At 51.0% G+C, this 18057-nt stretch carries 13 protein-coding genes and 4 pseudogenes; 9 read left to right on the forward strand and 8 right to left on the reverse strand.

The window, feature by feature from the left end; translation table 11 throughout:
• Window positions 1-91 precede the first annotated feature (91 nt).
• From KKW20_RS10310 to KKW20_RS10325, 4 genes and pseudogenes are all read right to left on the reverse strand, one after another.
• Window positions 92-1876, reverse strand: coding sequence for a calcium-binding protein (locus KKW20_RS10310; protein WP_214567797.1), 1785 nt, complete (start codon window positions 1874-1876; stop codon window positions 92-94).
• A 131-nt stretch (window positions 1877-2007) separates the two neighbouring features.
• Entirely contained in the window at window positions 2008-3207 is a 1200-nt protein-coding gene (locus tag KKW20_RS10315; RefSeq protein WP_214567798.1) for a hypothetical protein, read from the reverse strand.
• A gap of 71 nt (window positions 3208-3278) precedes the next feature.
• Window positions 3279-5075, reverse strand: coding sequence for a hypothetical protein (locus KKW20_RS10320; RefSeq protein WP_214567799.1), 1797 nt, complete (start codon window positions 5073-5075; stop codon window positions 3279-3281).
• Between the two features lie 298 nt (window positions 5076-5373).
• Window positions 5374-5567: pseudogene (locus KKW20_RS10325) on the reverse strand (hypothetical protein); the annotation flags it as partial.
• A gap of 17 nt (window positions 5568-5584) precedes the next feature.
• Here KKW20_RS10325 and KKW20_RS10330 point away from each other — a divergent pair.
• The 5 genes and pseudogenes from KKW20_RS10330 to KKW20_RS10350 form a co-directional block, all read left to right on the forward strand.
• Window positions 5585-5746, forward strand: a pseudogene (locus KKW20_RS10330) (IS3 family transposase); the annotation flags it as partial.
• A gap of 148 nt (window positions 5747-5894) precedes the next feature.
• Window positions 5895-7760: a glycosyltransferase family protein gene (locus KKW20_RS10335; RefSeq protein WP_214567800.1), complete on the forward strand. Its 1866-nt coding sequence runs from the start codon at window positions 5895-5897 to the stop codon at window positions 7758-7760.
• Between the two features lie 285 nt (window positions 7761-8045).
• A pseudogene (locus tag KKW20_RS16560) lies at window positions 8046-8165 on the forward strand (transposase); the annotation flags it as partial.
• Between the two features lie 181 nt (window positions 8166-8346).
• Window positions 8347-8676 (forward strand): annotated as a pseudogene (locus KKW20_RS10345) (IS66 family transposase); the annotation flags it as partial.
• A 65-nt stretch (window positions 8677-8741) separates the two neighbouring features.
• On the forward strand, window positions 8742-9146 hold the full coding sequence (locus KKW20_RS10350) for a hypothetical protein (RefSeq protein WP_214567801.1): 405 nt from the start codon (window positions 8742-8744) through the stop codon (window positions 9144-9146).
• 92 nt (window positions 9147-9238) lie between these two features.
• Here KKW20_RS10350 and pseC read toward each other — a convergent pair whose 3' ends face one another.
• Both pseC and pseB read right to left on the reverse strand, forming a co-directional pair.
• Window positions 9239-10387 carry a UDP-4-amino-4,6-dideoxy-N-acetyl-beta-L-altrosamine transaminase gene (gene pseC / locus KKW20_RS10355; protein ID WP_214567802.1) on the reverse strand — a complete coding sequence of 383 codons (1149 nt, stop codon included), beginning with the start codon at window positions 10385-10387 and terminating at the stop codon, window positions 9239-9241.
• Window positions 10384-11391, reverse strand: a complete 1008-nt coding sequence (gene pseB / locus KKW20_RS10360) for a UDP-N-acetylglucosamine 4,6-dehydratase (inverting) (protein WP_246534551.1) — start codon at window positions 11389-11391, stop codon at window positions 10384-10386. The genes pseC and pseB overlap by 4 nt, the downstream gene beginning before the upstream one ends.
• A gap of 302 nt (window positions 11392-11693) precedes the next feature.
• On the opposite strand from pseB, the gene KKW20_RS10365 reads away from it, so the two are divergent.
• Genes KKW20_RS10365 through KKW20_RS10380 form a run of 4 tightly spaced genes read left to right on the forward strand, consistent with a single transcriptional unit; the run spans window position 11694 to window position 15762 of the window.
• Window positions 11694-12422, forward strand: coding sequence for a cytidylyltransferase domain-containing protein (locus KKW20_RS10365; protein ID WP_214567803.1), 729 nt, complete (start codon window positions 11694-11696; stop codon window positions 12420-12422).
• Entirely contained in the window at window positions 12422-13459 is a 1038-nt protein-coding gene (gene pseG / locus KKW20_RS10370) for a UDP-2,4-diacetamido-2,4,6-trideoxy-beta-L-altropyranose hydrolase (protein ID WP_214567804.1), read from the forward strand. The genes KKW20_RS10365 and pseG overlap by 1 nt, the downstream gene beginning before the upstream one ends.
• A gap of 1 nt (window position 13460) precedes the next feature.
• On the forward strand, window positions 13461-14525 hold the full coding sequence (gene pseI / locus KKW20_RS10375) for a pseudaminic acid synthase (protein ID WP_214567805.1): 1065 nt from the start codon (window positions 13461-13463) through the stop codon (window positions 14523-14525).
• On the forward strand, window positions 14518-15762 hold the full coding sequence (locus KKW20_RS10380; RefSeq protein WP_214567806.1) for an acyl-CoA reductase: 1245 nt from the start codon (window positions 14518-14520) through the stop codon (window positions 15760-15762). Before pseI ends, KKW20_RS10380 begins: the two co-directional genes overlap by 8 nt.
• 56 nt (window positions 15763-15818) lie before the next feature.
• Here the strand turns inward: KKW20_RS10380 and KKW20_RS10385 are convergent, their stop codons facing one another.
• Window positions 15819-16523 (reverse strand): sugar transferase, encoded by a 705-nt coding sequence (locus tag KKW20_RS10385; RefSeq protein WP_343207577.1) that lies wholly within the window; start codon window positions 16521-16523, stop codon window positions 15819-15821.
• Window positions 16504-17832, reverse strand: coding sequence for a UDP-glucose dehydrogenase family protein (locus KKW20_RS10390; protein ID WP_214567808.1), 1329 nt, complete (start codon window positions 17830-17832; stop codon window positions 16504-16506). The genes KKW20_RS10385 and KKW20_RS10390 overlap by 20 nt, the downstream gene beginning before the upstream one ends.
• Between the last annotated feature and the right edge of the window lie 225 nt (window positions 17833-18057).

Genomic DNA, 18057 nt, shown 5'->3' on the forward strand with positions numbered 1-18057 from the left:
GAGCAGAAGGTTGAATGATTAGCATAAACTGTTGCAGATTTAGTAAAAAACACACAGTGAAATGCCCACACCGCAAATTGAACGCCCCGTCTTACAAATCCAAGTCCCAAATTGCTCCGACATAAATTGTGTCATTCCCAGCATCACCATAAATGATATTTCCCATCCCCCCCCCACTAATCAGAGTGTCATTACCATCGCCGCCATATAGCTCGTCGGTGCCATTGCCGCCTACAATCTGATCATCCCCGGCACGTCCCCGCAGAATACTGTTCCGATTGGGGGCAATCATTCGATCATCATTGGGAGTACCCGATTCCTGATATGGGCTAACATCTGGTGTCGAGTTGTTTGGAATAGGCTCTGGCACCATGGATATTCGATCAACGCCGATCAGCGCCGTCTCAGGCAATGTGCTTATGGTGTTACTGCCCCAGTTGGAGGATCGTACAAGCAAAGTCTCATCTCCAAACACCAACTGAAAACCATCAGCCAAAGTCGCGATCTCGAGTTGACTGGCTCCACGCAAACCGTACCACTGAGACAAGTCAATTCGGTCGTTTAGGGGATCAAAATCTATGATCGTATCAGTGTCTCCGTCTCTTGAGAACACAAACGTGTCGGCCCCTGATCCACCAGTCAGCGTATCATTGCCTGCTCCGTCTGAAAGTACGTCATTCCCTCCACCGCCGCTCAGAACATCGCTTCCATCCCCCCCATCTAAGATGTCTGTTTGGTTGCCACCAGTCAAAACATCTGAGCCATCCGAACCAGAGTAGACACTGCCCGCAGCACCTAAGTCGTACTGAAGGCGCGTCACTCCTATTTCGGATGCGCTGGTGACAAATATAGCCAACCCACTTCCGGTTGCTTGCGCTTCGATAGCGCTTACATTTGCCAGGCTAGATTGCGCGGTGTCTACCATTGTACCTTGTTCAATCAGGTGTCCATCAGGAAGTAACAGGAAAACCGTGACCCCACCATCGCTCCCCCCTGCAACCACATAGGTCAACTCGCCGAACCTAACGGTATCCATCGCCTGCACATTGTTAAAACGAGTATTCAGGTTGTCCAATACATGATCTACAACCCTCATCCCTCCCAAAACATTAACTTCAACCACGGTCAAAGAGTTGGTTCCTGCTGCGGCCATAATTAGGAACGTCCTACCATCGACGACGCTCACTTCTAGGCACGTAGGCGCAGAAACCCAGAGGTTTTCTGATGCCGACAATGTTGCAACCGCCTGTAGAGAACCATCATTTTGCACGCTCCAAGATGTCAGGCCAACATCTGTTGTTCCGGCGGAAAACACAAATTGACTACCCGCAATAACAGCGGCCGCCAAATCAACGCCTGCCTGAGTGGATATTGATGCAGTGTCGGTCACCTTCCAAGCATGTTCTACCGTTCCAGATGAACTAAACCTGATCTGGCCAATACCGTTCCCGTTCGTCAGCGCCCCATATACAGCCACATCCCCGCTATTCAGCACATGAGAAACCATACCACCCATGTCTCCGGCCCAGACAGAATAGGTGCCAATTTCATTGCTTCCTGTGATTGCACCATTGCTACCAACTCCAAACGCAGTCAGCACCCCTGTGCCCCCACCGCCGGAAATTAAATAGTCGGACCCACCGAATTCTACAGCAGATAACCTAGCGACAACACCCGCGGCCGCAGTTCGGGGGTGTGATGCAGAACTGAACCTAGACAGTCCCCCCCCCGTTACGCTCCAAGCCTCGACATTGCCATCGTATCCGTTGGTTGCATACAAAACTCCGTTATGGAAAAGCAAATCAGTGTAGCGTGATCGATCATCGTCACCGGCATATTTTCGATTAAGAACAAACGTGGGAGCTAAACGAGGCATAGTCACATCCGATAGAGTTTTGGTACTCCATCATGACACCTCTATCCCTTGCTTGATTGGCGGCAGCATTGAGGCAACACTACGACCTATACCTACGAAAAACTTCAAATATTTAGAGATTTTTCGACCAATTACCCAATTTCAAACTCCGCTAAAGCTTGCCTCAAATTCAACTCTAATACAGTCGGGTCAGTTTCAACTGCAGAATCAAAGCTTGCCATCCTCGACACCCAGTTCACATCAAAAAATGCGACTGCGCTCTTCGGGTCTGCCAGCCATTCCATATCAAAAACGGGTAGGATCTTTTCTGCTACGAATCCGTAATAATCCCTCGTACTGAGATCCCCCTGATCCCAAAAAAATGTTGGGCACCCGGCTCTTAACAATTCCAATGCCACACCAGAATTACTCACGATGCAAACATCACCCTGGTTTACCACATCTTTAACACGCAATCCCTTAGGGGACACATCCACCCCATCACGATTAGCAAACTGAGCAAGATTCAATTGGCACCTTGGGTGCGGACAAAGTGTTACACTCGACACCTGTGGCTGTGAAACCAAGTCTGCCAACATGCTGTCCAAAACAGTCAAGTTAGGAAAAAACGATAGCGCAATATAAACTGTAAAAGGGGACGACGGCGGAGCGATTTTGCAAAACGGCGCCGACTGTGGTGGAAGTAAAAAAATCTTACTGCGTTCCATTTCTGGCAACCTGCAACGGTTAGCGGATGCGCTATACAAGGCGATTGAACGTTCATTGTATAAGACCGAGAGATCATAGCGTAACGGCGGAAAACTCTCAGTCACACTACCATGTTGAACATAACAGCTGCGCAATTGATAAGCCCTTGCCAGAGCGAACAAGGACACCGTAGCAGGTGAGTGATCGTTCGCAGCCATCACCAGTTGCGGGCGACTTTGCCTCCAATCTTCGGTGAATAAAATCGCGCAAGCCACTCCTGCGATCTGGTGCAAAAATAGAAAGTCCTCTTTGCTACCCGATTTAAGTAGCAGATCAACCTCTCTCCTTTTCATACACATTGAGCGCAGTCGCTGAAGGAGCGTTGCACACAAGCAGTTTATCGCAATGCGCTCCTCAAACAACACGGTGACGCGTTGCAAAGCAGATTTGTTGTTTTCTGTTAACGAAACAATATAGACTTGCTTTGGTTTTCCGCGTGAAAACCAAGCCTTAGGGTAAATCCAAATCGCCATCCAAATCAACGCAATCACCCCAATGCGTGTCTTCCTTAAGGCCGAGACCAGCCTCAACATTACCCCAAGGGCCCTACGCTTCTGAATAAGTTGCTCTTGAAGGAGATGCATGCTGGGCTGACTATGGAAATCGGCCAACGTCGAAAGAGTGTCCTCCAATGCATTCAGACGGTTAGTATAGTCTATGAGCATTGCTCCCCCAGTCGGTCTTGCAATAGTTTTATAACTTGCTGAATAAGTTTACTCGATCGATCAGGGGCCGGTTCTAAATATCCAGCAGCATGGCGCGGGTATATAATTTTACCATTGAGCGTTAGGCGGTCTGCGTTGCCCTCAGATGCCCCCAACCTCAGCCATTTTCCCTCAGGCGATATCGCACATAACCAACATTCAGTGCCAACGGCCGCTGCCAACTCATATGGTAATGAGGAAATGCCAATCACCAGGTCCAAACCTGCTGTTAGGGCAGCCACCGCCTCAAAATCATTATAAAAATCAATTTTCTCATCAAGAAAGTGAAACCCAAGTGCTTCCCCCTCTAGGCGCTCCGCAACCGTAGATTGATGCTGAATGGAGTAAACCGAGATAGGTAAGCCGGCTAGGGGGGCAAATTCCTTCAAAGCCATATAATGGCGACGGCGGCTCTCATTAATCATACCAGAACGCCAAATAAGTCCAACCTTCAGCTTTCCCCTTGAGTTACGGTCCAAATACTTCAACCAAAACTCAGCGCGCTCAACTTCGGGAATTAAGCTAGATCCAACGCTCCTACCCCCGCATGGCGGAGACTTCAAATCACGAGTTTTCCAATCTCGCACTGGAACATCCTCAATAAACATCACCTCATCTGCCTTTTTTGAAGCATCGAACGCAGCATTATCCAATCGCGCTGCGAGTTCCAAATTCGGAACTTTATCTCGCAAGTTCTGAAAATCTCTTGACTGAGTGTGCCCCCAGTTTCGCTTTACCGGATAGAAATCTACTTTAGGAAAACTACGTCGGAAAAGGCCAAGCAGACGCGGATCACAAGAAATCCCAACATGGCGATAATACCTAAGAAGCTTCGAGTAGTAATATGACCACCGCACTTCATCTGACACGCCATCACGCCCAATAACAAACGCTGAATTTTCCTGCTCGGAGAAGGGCTGCGCAGCACGTCCCATGCTTCTTCTAACCGCAGCGCCATATTCCTGTCTAGCTGCAGCATTGCCCGATTGGTCGTCACGCGACTCTAGATAAGATCGATAGTCGCCCTGCAAAATGTAAGCTAATCCTTGCAGCACGTCATACCCTAGGGGACGCGAGCCAGCACGTAAGCGCAAACACAAGAGCCGCTCAATTTTTGCTTTCGCATCTGCGTGCCGTAAGGCCAGCTCCCCCAAATCCAAATAATTGCGTGGATCGTGAGGTGCGTATTCCATTGCCTTTTCAAACCAAAACTCAGCCTCACCCCAATTCGCGTTGTGGGCTGACTGGCGCGCCAAATACCGGCAGACCACAGCATGGCTTGCTAGCGGTTTCAAAAAATCTTGTTTGATACTAAAATCTTCGAATGCATCCATGCATTCTATCGCCCTCACAACACTCTCTTGAGACGCGACTTGAGAGACGCTAGCTATATCATTCTTAAGTCTAGCGCATATCTGACGCGAAGCAGCTTGCATCAGTGGATGCGCATTTTTTCGTTCTGCAATAAATTTAATATTTTGGGGAAAGTAGCGTTCCTGTGATTGCTCAATACCAAGTACCACGTCCAGCAACTCATCATTTTGTAACAACCACGCAGTCTTCAGCAACATATTTCGCAACCGGAAATTGGCCACTGGGTATCGGTCCATTTTGATGATGTCTTGGGCAAGCTTTTCAAGTTCCAGGCGCCTATTTAGCACGTAGAGACAGCTCAAAAGCAAAGTAGCAGAAAATGGCCTGTCCACCACATCGTGGAGTAGCTTTGCGACCGCAAGCGCTACACTCATTTTGCCCCCCCCCCGCAACGAATACGCTTGGCGAAGAAATTTGGACTTAACCCAATGAATTCGCTTTTTTACAAAGGCGCGCCAAATGCTAGACACCGTTTTCAAACCTCACCGTTAGTGCCCTTTTCTCCAAATCAAGGAAAATTCAGTGCGCCAACATTTTGCAGATCTAGCCTTTAGTGTCTAGGCCAGCTTAGGACCCTTCGATGGAAAACACACACTGGCAGCACCTCAATATAACCTCCAGCATGGTTGAGTGGACCTGTTGCGCTTTAGTGCCGCCCCAAGTGCTCGTTTCGGCCACTTTCCTTTCGAAGCGACGGGGCTTTTCCAACCCAGTGCTGAATGACGGCGAAGTGGGTTATAGAACCCATTGATGTATTTCGCTGCACGGTAGTGGTTTGCTTGCAAACCATGAGATTGGAAGATGGTGATCTCAGCCTGTCTTCGTGTTTCCCACGAACGACGCCAGATCAGCTCTGCCTTGATGGTTTAGAAGAATGCCTCTGCAACTGCTGAAACGGGAACGGATCAGGCGGCAGACGTATCTCACATGTGATGCAGCAAGGCAGAATGTGTTCGACTACATCGAGATGTTTTACAACCCGACACGCCAGCACACGAACAATGGCATGCTGTCCCCAGTTGACTATGAAATGAAACAGCAGGAAATGAACGAGGCAGGCGTCCAGGAAACTAGGATCTCCTTGTGGCACACTCAATTCCATAGGGTTGCTATCAGCCCCAAAAGCGGCATAAACACCACATAAACTCGTGGATGCGTTTCTTAAAGGTCATACGTTTCTTAAAGGTCATACAATGAAAATCTTAAATTCTGTAACTTTTGTTGCGTTCTTTGACGCACTTAAACGAGGTGATCTTGGAAAAACGAATAGATACTTCAAAGAGGGACTTTTTATTTTATCAACCCGAATAAGGCGTCGGCTAACGAACATTAGGAAGCGACCAGCCGTGTCAAAGCCAGATAAGAAGTCAGCCCAGCACTATCTTGCCGAAGCTCAAGCGCTTTTGTGGCGCTGGGAAATACCAACAGCACTCGCCGCCGCGAATAGGAGCATCGGTGCGCTGTATCGAAATGGGGCAGCTCATAGACTTAACAGTATCTTGCTTGAGTACTCTGGGGATTTACCGGCTGCTAAAAGAGCTGCAATTGCAGCGCTGCACAGCGACCCGCTCAACCCTCAATCGTTCAAGCTGCTACAGAAACACGATCTTCACGACGAATTGATTACCGGAGCAGATGCGCTCCGCGCCATTGTCGAAACGCGCAATTGGTCACGGCATTCGGTCGTAAGCGCAATCAAGTGCTATCTAGAAATCGGATCTGCCAAAGACGCAAAAGCTTTGATTGACGAGGCTCTCGAAAAAGAAGCTTTAACCGACAATGATGAAACTAAGTACCTGCAAGGGTTAATTCATTTTGCAATGCAAGATTTCATTTCCGCCATTCACGCCTTCCAACCCTTGGTCGACACTTTAGCATTTGGTCGAAATGCTGGTTTGAAAATCGGCGAGTGCCATATGGGACTAGGGCAGTTTGAGCGAGCATATGATGCTATTAATGATGAAATCATACGAATGAACCCCAATAAGCCGCGTGGATTTAACACCTCTATGCACCAAATCTTGTTCATGCGCGGCGAATGTCGCAGAGCCTTTTTGGAATCTCGCGAACGTCCGTTCACCGCAGCACTCCGAGACGACACCGAGGGAAACTATGTTCAGTATGCATCCGATCTAAGACATGCAGACGAAGTTGTTATTCTTGCGGATTTTGGAGTGGGAGATGAGATCAGATTTGCCAGCGTATATGATGATGTTATCCAAGACGTTCCTCACGCAACGTTCACTTGTGACCCACGCATCGTCACCTTGCTTGAACGAAGTTTCCCGCGAGCCAACTTTCTACCCGTTAAACGGTGGCGCGAAGAGATGCTTGTTAGCCACCCCGAAAGTCGAAACGGCATCGGCAGTCAGCGGTTAACACCTCACCTTAACAAAGAGGCACTGAACCTGATTGAGAAGGCGGGGGCATTCACCTCGATTTTCGATATGCTTGCAGAGTTCCGCCCAACCCATGCTGATTTCGGAAAACAAAGTTCTTACCTAAAAGCCGATCCCGACCTCTCGCAACATTGGAAAAGAGAAGTCGCATCCAACTCAGTGGCGGGAAAACCAAACATTGCCCTTTCCTGGCGCAGCATCCTGCGTCAGGGAGGTAGAAATATCCACTACTTGGATGTCGAAGACTTGGCTCCGTTAGCAGACACAAAAGCAGTTTTTTGGCTATTCCAAAGCCAGCTGGAAGAGGCCGAGGTTGAGGCAATCCAGCACATTCTGCCCAATGTATGCATCCCAAATGGGCTTGACCTAATGGATGACTTTGAAGGTCAGGCAGCATTCCTAAAAAATATGGATTACGTTGTGGCTCCGTGCACAACAACTGCAGAGCTTTCTGGTGCCTTGGGAGTTCCTACATTCCTTTTTGGTCGCACTCATGGCGCACGAACACGTTTGCACAACGACTCGGTCGACATCTGGCACCCAAGCATGCGGGGCATCCTGAGCGATCCGATCGGCGACAAGCCAGAAACCGCCAGAGCAATCGCAGAAGCCCTCGAAGAGTGCATTCCTGAAGAGAATGATGCTAAATCAACTCAGTAGTATCCGTCCGGTCTTGGTGCTCTGAACCGCCCCGGTTTTACCGGAGACTGTTTAGTTCTTCTCAAGCGACTTTATCGAATGTGTTCAGGTTTGCATAGAATGCCTCCTCTGCTTCGGTTGGTGTGATGTATCCGATGGGTTCGAGCAGGGTAAGCGGTGCGCTGCCCCGACCTTCCAGACGACAAGCTGATCTGCGAGTCCGTTTCCACGTGTAGATTTGGAATGGAGGCGGCGTTGGTAGGACATATAGAGCACCATATGGAGGACATTGGCCGAATGGAGGTCATGGTTGGGCCTTCCGGCAAGCGGACTTGGTCGGACGCATTCAAGGGCCGTGTTGTGGCGGAAACGCTGGTTCCCGGTGTGACGGTCAATGAAGTGGCACGGCGGCATGACCTGCGGCCCAACCATTTGTCGTCATGGCGGCGGTTGGCGAAGGACGGCAAGCTGGTCGTGCCGGACTTGGCGGGTGCTGAATTTGCATCGGTGGTGTTGGAACCGGAGGCGACACCGTCGGCGGCTGCGTCAGCAAGTGCTGTTGAGATCGTGCATGGTTCGATCACTATCCGTTTGGATGCAGGAACCCAGCCGCCGCCCGAAGTATGCTTGTCGCTCCTGCACGAACGGAGTCGTCCAAGCGCCCGCATCCGCCCGGCTCATTCCCGGTGGCATGCCGACAGAGGCCACAGTGGCGCATGTGCTGGTCAGCAAGTATGCGGATCACCTGCCGCTGTATCGTCAGGCGCAGATTTACGCACGGCAAGGGGTCGATCTGGATCGTTCCACCCTCGCAGGGTGGGTTGGTAGAGCCGCCTATGAGCTACGACCGGTCTTCGATGCGTTGATCGCCAATTTGAAGCGGTCCACCAAGCTATTTATGGACGAGACCCGCGCCCCGGTTCTCAATCCTGACCGCCTGCCGGATCACAAGATCAACCGCATCGGTGAACTGATGCCGTGGGCGTGGATGGAACCCGCACAATGACGATGGAAAAGGTTGTTCTTGAGCGTAAACCTTATGAGCCTTGGGTGGCGAAACAAGGCGATCAACTGACATATCACCTGCCCGTTGAAAGTGGCTTTGCATCGCTGCTCTTCACCTTTGCAATTACAGCTGACCACCTAGCCGTCCTCAAAGCCGACGACGAGCGGTACTACTTCCTGTTCGCCGTGCTCCATCGGCGATATCAAATGCAAAATCCTGCCTCTGCCCCCAAGGTAGACAGGCATTTTGATCGCGTCCTGTTTGGAGATATCCCAGACGTCGAGCGGCTACTGAATTTGCAAGACGCAGAAGGCAATGGAGCCGTATCAAACCTCATACGGATAACGATGGGTCGTGAGCAGGCGCCCATGCTCAGCGGGCAATGGTTCATAAGCCAATGAACCCTGCGCCTTCACCGGACGGATACACTCAGTAGCCAAAGCACGCGTGACAAGGGCATTCTGGAATCCCAAAGCCCCTGTCAGCAATACTATTAGGCTGACAGTATACGCCGCAGGCTCGCAACCACATGGTCAAAATCAGCATCACTTAACAATGGGAACATCGGTAACGAAATCGCTCGGCTGTAATACTGTTCAGCCTCGGGGAAATCGCCGGCAGAAAAGCCCAGCTCTCGATAGTACGGTTGAGTATGCACAGGAATGTAGTGCACATTTACACCAACACCAGCTGCACGCAGTGCATCAAAAACTTCGCGACGATTATGCTCCAAGACTTGAATTGGATACAAATGCAAACCAGAGACTTGATTACTCATTTGCGCCGGTAACTTGAGGGGAAGGCCCGCAAGAGCATCGTTATAACGAGCCATGATCTCGTGCCGCTTGTCGATATATTCGGACAGTCGGCCCATTTGAGAGACGCCAAGCGCCGCATGTAAATCCGTCATGCGGTAATTGAAGCCCAAATCCACCTGCTCATAGTACCATGGATCAGGATCTTTCTCATGCAGGAGATCAGCATTGCGCGTCACGCCATGGGATCGCAGCAACTCCATTTTTGTGGCCAGTTCAACGCTGTTTGTGACCGCAGCCCCACCCTCTGCGGTGGTGACAATTTTAACAGGGTGAAACGAGAACACACAAATATCAGAGTAGGTACACTGTCCCACCGGAACATCTTGAAAATACCCGCCCACTGCATGTGAGGCATCTTCGACGACAGAAAACCCGTAGATTTTTGCCAACTCAGATATCGCCTGCATATCGGCTGATTGCCCCGCAAAGTGAACGACACTTACGATTTTGGGCAAACGCCCTGCACCCTTCGCGATCTCCAACTTTCGCTTAAGCTCTGGGATCGACAGATTGTAGGTGTCGGGATCAATATCGACAAAATCAACATCTGCACCGCAATAAAGCGCGGCATTGGATGTGGCAACAAAAGTATTGGGACTGGTCCAAAGAATGTCACCAACGCCCAACTCAAGGGCAAGATAGGCAATATGCAACGCAGACGTGGCAGAGTTCACTGCGACGGCATGCTTCACCCCTGTGGCCGAGCAGATCGACTGCTCGAACTGTGGAACCATAGGGCCTTGCGTCAGGAAAGGGCTGCTCAGAACTTTCTGAACAGCCTCGATATCTGATTGCCGAACATCCTGGCGACCATAGGGAATCATGCCATTGCCGCTTTGTTGAATGAAGCGATTTCATCAACAGTCAGGAAATGTGGGTTGGTACCGGAGTTATATTCAAAGCCACGGCCAACAGGCTTACCAACTTCACCAAGACAGTTTTTGTCATAGGAAACTTCCGCATCATAAAACTTGATGCTGGGGCTCAGAACATAGTGGTCCTCAAACTCGACAGTCAGGTGGCTATCATCTGCTGGGCACATAATTTCATGCAGCTTTTCGCCGGGGCGAATGCCGATGATGCGTTGCTCAAGGTTCGGCGCAATCGCAGAAGCAAGATCCGTAACACGGATAGATGGGATTTTTGGAACAAAAACCTCACCGCCATGCATGCGTTCAAAGTTCTTAAGAACAAAGTCAACGCCATCTTGCAGTGAAATCCAGAAGCGGGTCATGTCAGCGTCAGTGATCGGCAGGTGGTCTGCACCCTCCGCTACGCGCTTTTCAAAGAACGGCACAACAGAACCACGCGACCCCACAACATTACCGTAACGCACAACGGCAAACCGCGTCTCACGACGGCCAACCATATTGTTAGCCGCAACAAACATCTTGTCCGACGCCAATTTGGTTGCACCATAAAGGTTGATCGGGTTCGCAGCTTTGTCAGTCGACAACGCAATGACCTTTTTTATACCACATTTGATGGCGGCATGGATCACATTTTCGGCGCCACGGATGTTGGTGTTAATGCACTCCATGGGGTTATATTCAGCTGCGGGCACCTGCTTCAACGCCGCTGCATGGATGATATAATCAACACCATCGCAAGCTTGAACCAAACGCTCTTTGTCACGCACATCACCAATCATATAGCGCATGCAAGGATCGTTATAATCTTGCCCCATGTCAAACTGCTTCAACTCATCGCGCGAGTAGATAATAATACGTTTTGGCTTGTATCGGCTCAGCAAGGTTTCGGTGTATTTTTTACCAAAACTGCCCGTTCCGCCAGTAATCAGAATTGTTTTTCCGTCAAACATTGCCATGTCTCGTCTTTTTGCCTCCGATGAGCGCTTAATAATTGGGGCGGACATTAGAGATTCACGCCAAAACTGCAACACCTCATATCGGTGATCCGCGTTGGTATCCCTACAACAACCAAACTGCAACAATCCCTTTGACTACTGGGTTACAGCCCATCCTGACATCACATCTCACGGGTCCCGGAAAAAGTTGCGTTACTTTACCATTTGACCCATAACAAATTCACATTGGGCTCTGACCGACCGGCTGCTTTGTGGTCAAAATACTGGCCATCTGAACTCATATAATTAGACGAAAGACTCACATGAAAGTTGCGATTATTCAGGCGCGTACCGGTTCCACACGCCTCCCCGGAAAAGTGTTAAAAACACTTGGCACAGAAAGTATCATTTCCCAGCTCTATCAGCGGATCAAACAATGCCGCCTCTTGGACGATGTTGTCATCGCTATGCCAGAAGGAGCCGAAGACGACGCCCTCGCCCAACATGTGGCGAATTTCTGCCCATCCACAGCACGCGGATCCGAGAAAGACGTCTTAGACCGCTATATGACAGCCGCAGATCAATTTGGCGCCCAGACCATTGTCCGCATCACCTCGGACTGCCCTTTTTTCGACCCTGACATTCTGGACCAAATGCTAGCAGCGTTTGATCATGATGGTCCAGATTACATGAGCAATACCATTGATCCGCATTTGCCACGCGGACTGGATGCAGAAGTGTTCACGATAGATGCGCTACGACGCGCCCATAATTCTGCCACGGCACCCCACGAACGCGAACACGTAACACCCTATATTTATCAACACCCGGAATTGTTCTCAGTGAAAGGGTTTCGAATTGATGGGAATTGGGCCGACCTTCGCTGGACGTTAGACACCGAAAAAGATTGGTCCCTTATCCAGCGTATGTACGACCTGCTGGAGGTCTCTTACCAGGAGGCGCGACTGCCAGACTTCCTCGCCGTGATAAAAGCACATCCAGAACTGCGCGAAATCAACGCTTCAGTGAAACAAAAAACACTGGATGAATGATGGACATCCTGATTTGCGCTGACGCACAACCACAAGTTGGCACCGGACACTTACGCCGCATGCTGACGTTAGCCGGCAGCCTAATAGAGCGCGCGCCAAACATTCAACTAACGATACGTACAAGTACCTTAGGTGCCAGTATTGCGCGTGAAATTGGACCAAGTGGCCTACAGGTTTCAGCGGCATCCTGCGCGCCAGAAGCGGTCAAGACACACCTGGAAAACAAAAATTATGCGGCTGTCATTCTCGACAATTATCACTGGAACGCACAGCACGAAGCGCCACTTCGAGCTTTAACAGACTGCCTGTGCGTCATTGATGATCTGGCGGACAGACCCCATGATGTTGACTTGCTCTTGGATCAAAATGCTTATCACACTGACCGCGATTACGACGGGTTGGTTCCATCAGATTGCACGCTGCTTGTTGGCGCAGAATTCTGCTTGTTGTCACCGCAATTTCGTACAGAACAGGTGCGCACGGCCAATCCCTTGCTTTTAGAGAGCACGGCGCCCATTTTTGTCAGCCTCGGAGGAGGCGATCCCAATCGAGATCTCTTACCCATAACGCAGACTCTGCTGACCGAGACGCCCTTTTCGCTCACACTCGCAACGGGAAGCCACATCGCGGATGCAGAGGCGCTGCAGTCCCTAGTAAAGCAACATAACGACAGAGTTGAATTGATTTTCGACAGCCCACGCGTGGCGGAACAAATGCTGAAAAGTAAGTTCGCGGTCGCGTCAGGCGGCACAATGACCTGGGAGCGCGCCGCCGTTGGATTGCCATCGCTCTGCCTTATCGTTGCTGACAACCAATATAAAAGCGCCCATTGGCTCGCTGATCGAAATGTGCATGACATTTTCGATATTCGCGCAAGCTGGTCACCCCAAAAATTGGCACAAGCCGCATTAGCCCTTGGCAGCAACAAACAGCGCCGAACAGACTTCTTCAATGCCTCGCGTGCAATGTCCCTGGAAAATGGGGTTGTTCGCGTCGCTACGACATTGCTAAAGAAGATCAACGCAACTCAATACTGAAATGAAGGTTTTATCCGTGACCATCACTCGATTTTCTGATCTCAACATCGGCGGCGACAACCCTTGCTTTATTATTGCAGAAGTCTCAGCCAACCATAACAATGACCTGAACCGTGCGCTGGAGATTGTAGAAGCCTCTGCAGAAGCAGGTGCAGATGCCGTGAAACTCCAAACCTATACACCAGACACTCTCACGATTCAGTCGGATCGCCCCGAATTTCAGGTATCCGGCACCATTTGGGAAGGTGAGACACTTTACTCTCTGTTCGCAAAGGCATCTCTGCCCTGGGAATGGCATGCCCCTATTTTTGAGAAAGCGCGCAGCCTTGGAATGCAGGTCCTTTCCACGCCTTTCGACTTCTCATCGGTTGAATTCCTGGAAGAGCATGGTGTCGATTTCTACAAAATCGCCTCCAGCGAATTGGTTGATATTCCCCTGATTAAACGCGTTGCCCAAACAGGAAAACCCGTTCTTATCTCAACAGGAATGGGAACCCTGTCCGAAATCGAAGAGGCGGTTGACACCCTTCGCGCAAATGGATGCCCCGACATCTGCATGTTAAAATGCACAGCCGCGTATCCGGCTAAGGTTGACCAAGCAAACCTGAACACAATGTCTGAATTTGCTCGGCGTTTCGACGTCATCCCCGGACTTTCAGATCACACAATGGAAACAACCGTGCCAACAGTTGCCGCAGCGTTGGGGGCTAAGGTCATTGAAAAGCACATTACCCTGTTGCGGTCAGATGGTGGCCCAGACGGTGCCTTTTCTCTTGAGCCTGCTGAATTCAAAGAGATGGTCGATGCCGTGCGCAACGCCGAAAAAGCGCTTGGGCAAGTGGTGTTTGAACCCAGTGCCGATGAAGTCCGTCCACGTGATTTCCGACGGTCGCTATATGTTGTGAAAGCGATCAAAGCGGGAGAAACGTTCACCGCTGAAAACCTGCGCTCCATTAGGCCAGCAAACGGCCTGCACACGCGCAACTATGAAGTTGTTTTGGGGAAAACTGCCAAACAGGACATCCCAGCGGGCACCCCGTTGAATAAGGATCATTTTGATGCCTGATAGCAAGACGATGCCCCCACTGGATCAAATTTCAGTCGTGGTGCCTACTAGTGGCGATTTGCAGGATATCTTCAAGGCGCCCGACATCCCGCCTTTCAGCAAAGAACTAACCGATTTTGTTGCGGCCTTATCGCGCGCGTTGATGAAAGACACAGAGGCCCGCGCGTATCCTGAAATCATTTCTTTGGCCCACTGGATGCGACCGCGCGCTTTACTGGATCTTTCTGAGCGGTTCACTGCCTCTCATTCAGAGACCTCCATCCCCCTTGCACGCGGGGTTGCGTTGCATTTCGCACCGGGGAATGTGGACACAATTTTCCTATACTCAGCATTGCTTGCTGTGTTGACGGGGAACCGAAACATCGTGCGTATTTCGTCCCGTCAATCGCCACAAATTGAACTTCTCGTGCGTGTATTGAATAGCCTTTTGGAGAACCCCAAGTTTTCGGCCATGCGATCACGCCTCTTCATTGTTCGCTACGGACATGACGCCGAAATTACCGCTGCCCTTTCCAATGTTTGTGACCTTCGCGTCATCTGGGGTGGCGACGAGACCGTCGCGAGCATCCGCGCCATTCCGTTGCCTGCACGTTCTAGGGATGTGAGTTTCCCCAACCGCTGGTCCCTCGCGGTTCTCCAAGCACAAGCTGTCCTTGATCAAGACGAAACCAAAATGGACATCCTTGCCAAAAACTTTGCCAATGACGCCTATTGGTTTGGGCAGATGGCATGCTCATCGCCTCGACTGGCAGTGTGGGTTGGAGACAAGTCCACAGTCACCAAGGCCTCTGACCGCTTTTGGAATGCCGTTCGCCAACAAGCCAAACAGTTTGGAGACGAAATCGCCCCGGTAAGTTTCGTTAACAAACTCGTCGCACAGAATATTGCCGCAATCGAAGGTTCGATAAAAAGCGTCCGCTCACTGGGTGACAATGTTGTTTCTGTAGGTGAATTGACAGATCCAAGCCGTCCAGACGATGACCTTTGTGTCGGAGAGGGCCTGTTTTGGGATGCTCGGATCGAGAACCTTGAAGACCTCGCGCCCGTGCTAGATAACCAAAGCCAGACCCTCATTAGTCACGGCATTCCCCACCAACGCTGGGTCGAGCTTATTCAGAAGCAAAGCTTGCGTATTGACCGGATTGTGCCCTTTGGTGTTGCATTGCAATTTGGGCATGTCTGGGATGGAGTTGACTTACTGGTTGAGTTCTCTCGCATCGTCAGTCTAGAGGCTTAAGGAAGTCCAGTAAAAATCGGCATCAGACTGGAAAAGGCATCATATGAAGGCCACTGTCAGATACGGCGCATCCGCCCATAAATCCGCCGCGCACGACGCCCGGGTAGCTTCACGAACATCGCCGCTGTCAGGTAAAACACATAAAAATCCATCCGAAGCGACTTATGCTTTTGATAGATCAAATCTATCCGGGCCTTCCGCGGGACAGAGCGGCGGATATAGACCGCTTCGGTCTCATCAGGGCTCGCGCATTGCGCCAGAATCCATTCCTCGTGACGATGAAATACCACCGACGCAAGGCCCGTAATGCCGGGACGATCTTTCAGCACCTGACGATAGATATCAGGACAGGCCCGCACATATCGCGGTTCCGGCGGACGGGGGCCAACAAAGCTGATGTCCCCCTTCAGCACATTGATCACCTGCGGCAGCTCATCCAAACGCGTTTTGCGCAGCTTGCGTCCCAAAGGTGTGATCCGTGATGATTTATGCCCACCGGTCACCCCCTTATTGTCGCGATCAGCAACAATCGACATGGTGCGGACTTTATAAAGGCGAAACTTGCGGCGGGCCGTTTTCATCCGCACCGAACGATACAAAAACGGGTGACCGTCCTGGCGTATGACAATCACATACAGCACCAGAATGATCGGCGCGATAAACACCGATAATGTGCACGCAAGCACAAGGTCACATACGCGTTTTACACTCAGCGTTCTGCCCCCAAACCACAGCCGAAGCTTACGCCCCGTCATACCCATACCCAATGCGTCCAATCGAAGTATAGGCTTCGAATCCCGCACGTTTTGCATCTTTACCAGCGTATATATTGCGCAAATCCGCCAGTCGAGGGGCAGACATCCGTTTCGCCAACCGCTTCAAATCCAAGGCCCGGAATTCGTTCCATTCCGTTAGCAAAACCACCGCATCGGCATTTTGCGCGGCTTTATACGGGTCGTCGATCCAATGCGCGCCGGGCAAAAGCGCCTCGCCTTCGTGGCGCCCTTGGGGATCCACCACCCGCACTTTCGCGCCGCTGCCGATTAACGCCGGCACAATCGTCAGGCTGGGGGCATCCCGCATGTCATCGGTGTTTGGCTTAAACGTCACGCCCAGAACGGCAATAGTTTTCCCATTCACCGAGCCGTCGCACATGTCCATGATCTTGTCGATCATACGACGCTTCATTTCTTCGTTCACGGTGATGACAGTTTCGGTGATCTGCATCGGCAGGCCGTGTTCTTGGCCAATCCGCGCCAGGGCTTTGGTGTCTTTGGGGAAACAGCTTCCGCCATATCCCGGTCCCGCGTGCAGGAATTTATTGCCGATCCGACCGTCAAGCCCAACCCCCTTTGACACTTGTTTCACGTCCGCACCGACCCGTTCGCACAGGGCAGCGATTTCGTTCACAAAGGTGATCTTGGTCGCCAGAAACGCGTTGGCCGCGTATTTGATCATCTCGGCGCTTTCCAGATCGGTGGTGACGATGGGGAATTCGCGCAAGAAAAGCGGGCGATAGATGTCGGCCATCACCTCTGACGCCGCATCCGACTGTATCCCGACAACCACACGATCCGGGCGCATAAAGTCGTCAATCGCCGCCCCTTCGCGCAGAAATTCCGGGTTTGAGGCCACATCAAAGTCCAAATCTGGCCGCGCCTTGTGGATGATCTGTTTCACCCGGCGATTGGTGCCAACAGGCACGGTCGACTTGGTCACCACCACGGTATAGCCGTCAATGGCTTCGGCAATTTCTTCTGCCGCGGCAAACACATAGGTCAGATCCGCGTGACCGTCGCCGCGCCGCGTGGGTGTTCCCACAGCGATAAACACCGCATCGGATTGGGCGACCGCATCGGCCAGATCAAGCGAAAAGGACAGCCGCCCCGCCGCCACATTCTTCGCCATCAGCTCATCCAGGCCCGGTTCGTAAATTGGAACTTCACCTCTGTTGAGCATGTCAATCTTGCCGGGATCTTTATCCACGCAAATGACTTCATGCCCAAAATCTGAGAAACAAACCCCCGAAACCAGACCAACATAGCCTGTCCCGATCATTGCAATTTTCATATCTACTGCCCTCTTAAAGCGTTTCGGGATAAACGTGCGGCACATGCTTATTTCGAAACGCCCACAACTTCGATCAATCTTTTGCCTCTCGGATCTTTTCCATTTTAGGTGAATCCGAAATGCTTTCGCTGTGGTAATTCTTATCTAATTGGGATGCGACATCACACCCCCGGTGTCAACGAAAACTGCCCAATTGGCGGGGGAATTCCGCCACATCACCGCCCC

It is taken from the genome of Aliiroseovarius lamellibrachiae (genome assembly GCF_018599245.1).
Classification (GTDB): Bacteria; Pseudomonadota; Alphaproteobacteria; order Rhodobacterales; family Rhodobacteraceae; genus Aliiroseovarius; species Aliiroseovarius lamellibrachiae.

Bases quoted from the DNA above. Each gene is read 5' to 3' on its own strand.
- KKW20_RS10310 (WP_214567797.1), bottom strand. From the start codon at position 1,876: ATGCCTCGTTTAGCTCCCACGTTTGTTCTTAATCGAAAATATGCCGGT.
- KKW20_RS10315 (WP_214567798.1), bottom strand. From the start codon at position 3,207: ATGCATCTCCTTCAAGAGCAACTTATTCAGAAGCGTAGGGCCCTTGGG.
- KKW20_RS10320 (WP_214567799.1), bottom strand. From the start codon at position 5,075: ATGAGTGTAGCGCTTGCGGTCGCAAAGCTACTCCACGATGTGGTGGAC.
- KKW20_RS10335 (WP_214567800.1), top strand. From the start codon at position 5,895: ATGAAAATCTTAAATTCTGTAACTTTTGTTGCGTTCTTTGACGCACTT.
- KKW20_RS10350 (WP_214567801.1), top strand. From the start codon at position 8,742: ATGACGATGGAAAAGGTTGTTCTTGAGCGTAAACCTTATGAGCCTTGG.
- pseC (WP_214567802.1), bottom strand. From the start codon at position 10,387: ATGATTCCCTATGGTCGCCAGGATGTTCGGCAATCAGATATCGAGGCT.
- pseB (WP_246534551.1), bottom strand. From the start codon at position 11,391: ATGGCAATGTTTGACGGAAAAACAATTCTGATTACTGGCGGAACGGGC.
- KKW20_RS10365 (WP_214567803.1), top strand. From the start codon at position 11,694: ATGAAAGTTGCGATTATTCAGGCGCGTACCGGTTCCACACGCCTCCCC.
- pseG (WP_214567804.1), top strand. From the start codon at position 12,422: ATGGACATCCTGATTTGCGCTGACGCACAACCACAAGTTGGCACCGGA.
- pseI (WP_214567805.1), top strand. From the start codon at position 13,461: ATGAAGGTTTTATCCGTGACCATCACTCGATTTTCTGATCTCAACATC.
- KKW20_RS10380 (WP_214567806.1), top strand. From the start codon at position 14,518: ATGCCTGATAGCAAGACGATGCCCCCACTGGATCAAATTTCAGTCGTG.
- KKW20_RS10385 (WP_343207577.1), bottom strand. From the start codon at position 16,523: ATGGGTATGACGGGGCGTAAGCTTCGGCTGTGGTTTGGGGGCAGAACG.
- KKW20_RS10390 (WP_214567808.1), bottom strand. From the start codon at position 17,832: ATGAAAATTGCAATGATCGGGACAGGCTATGTTGGTCTGGTTTCGGGG.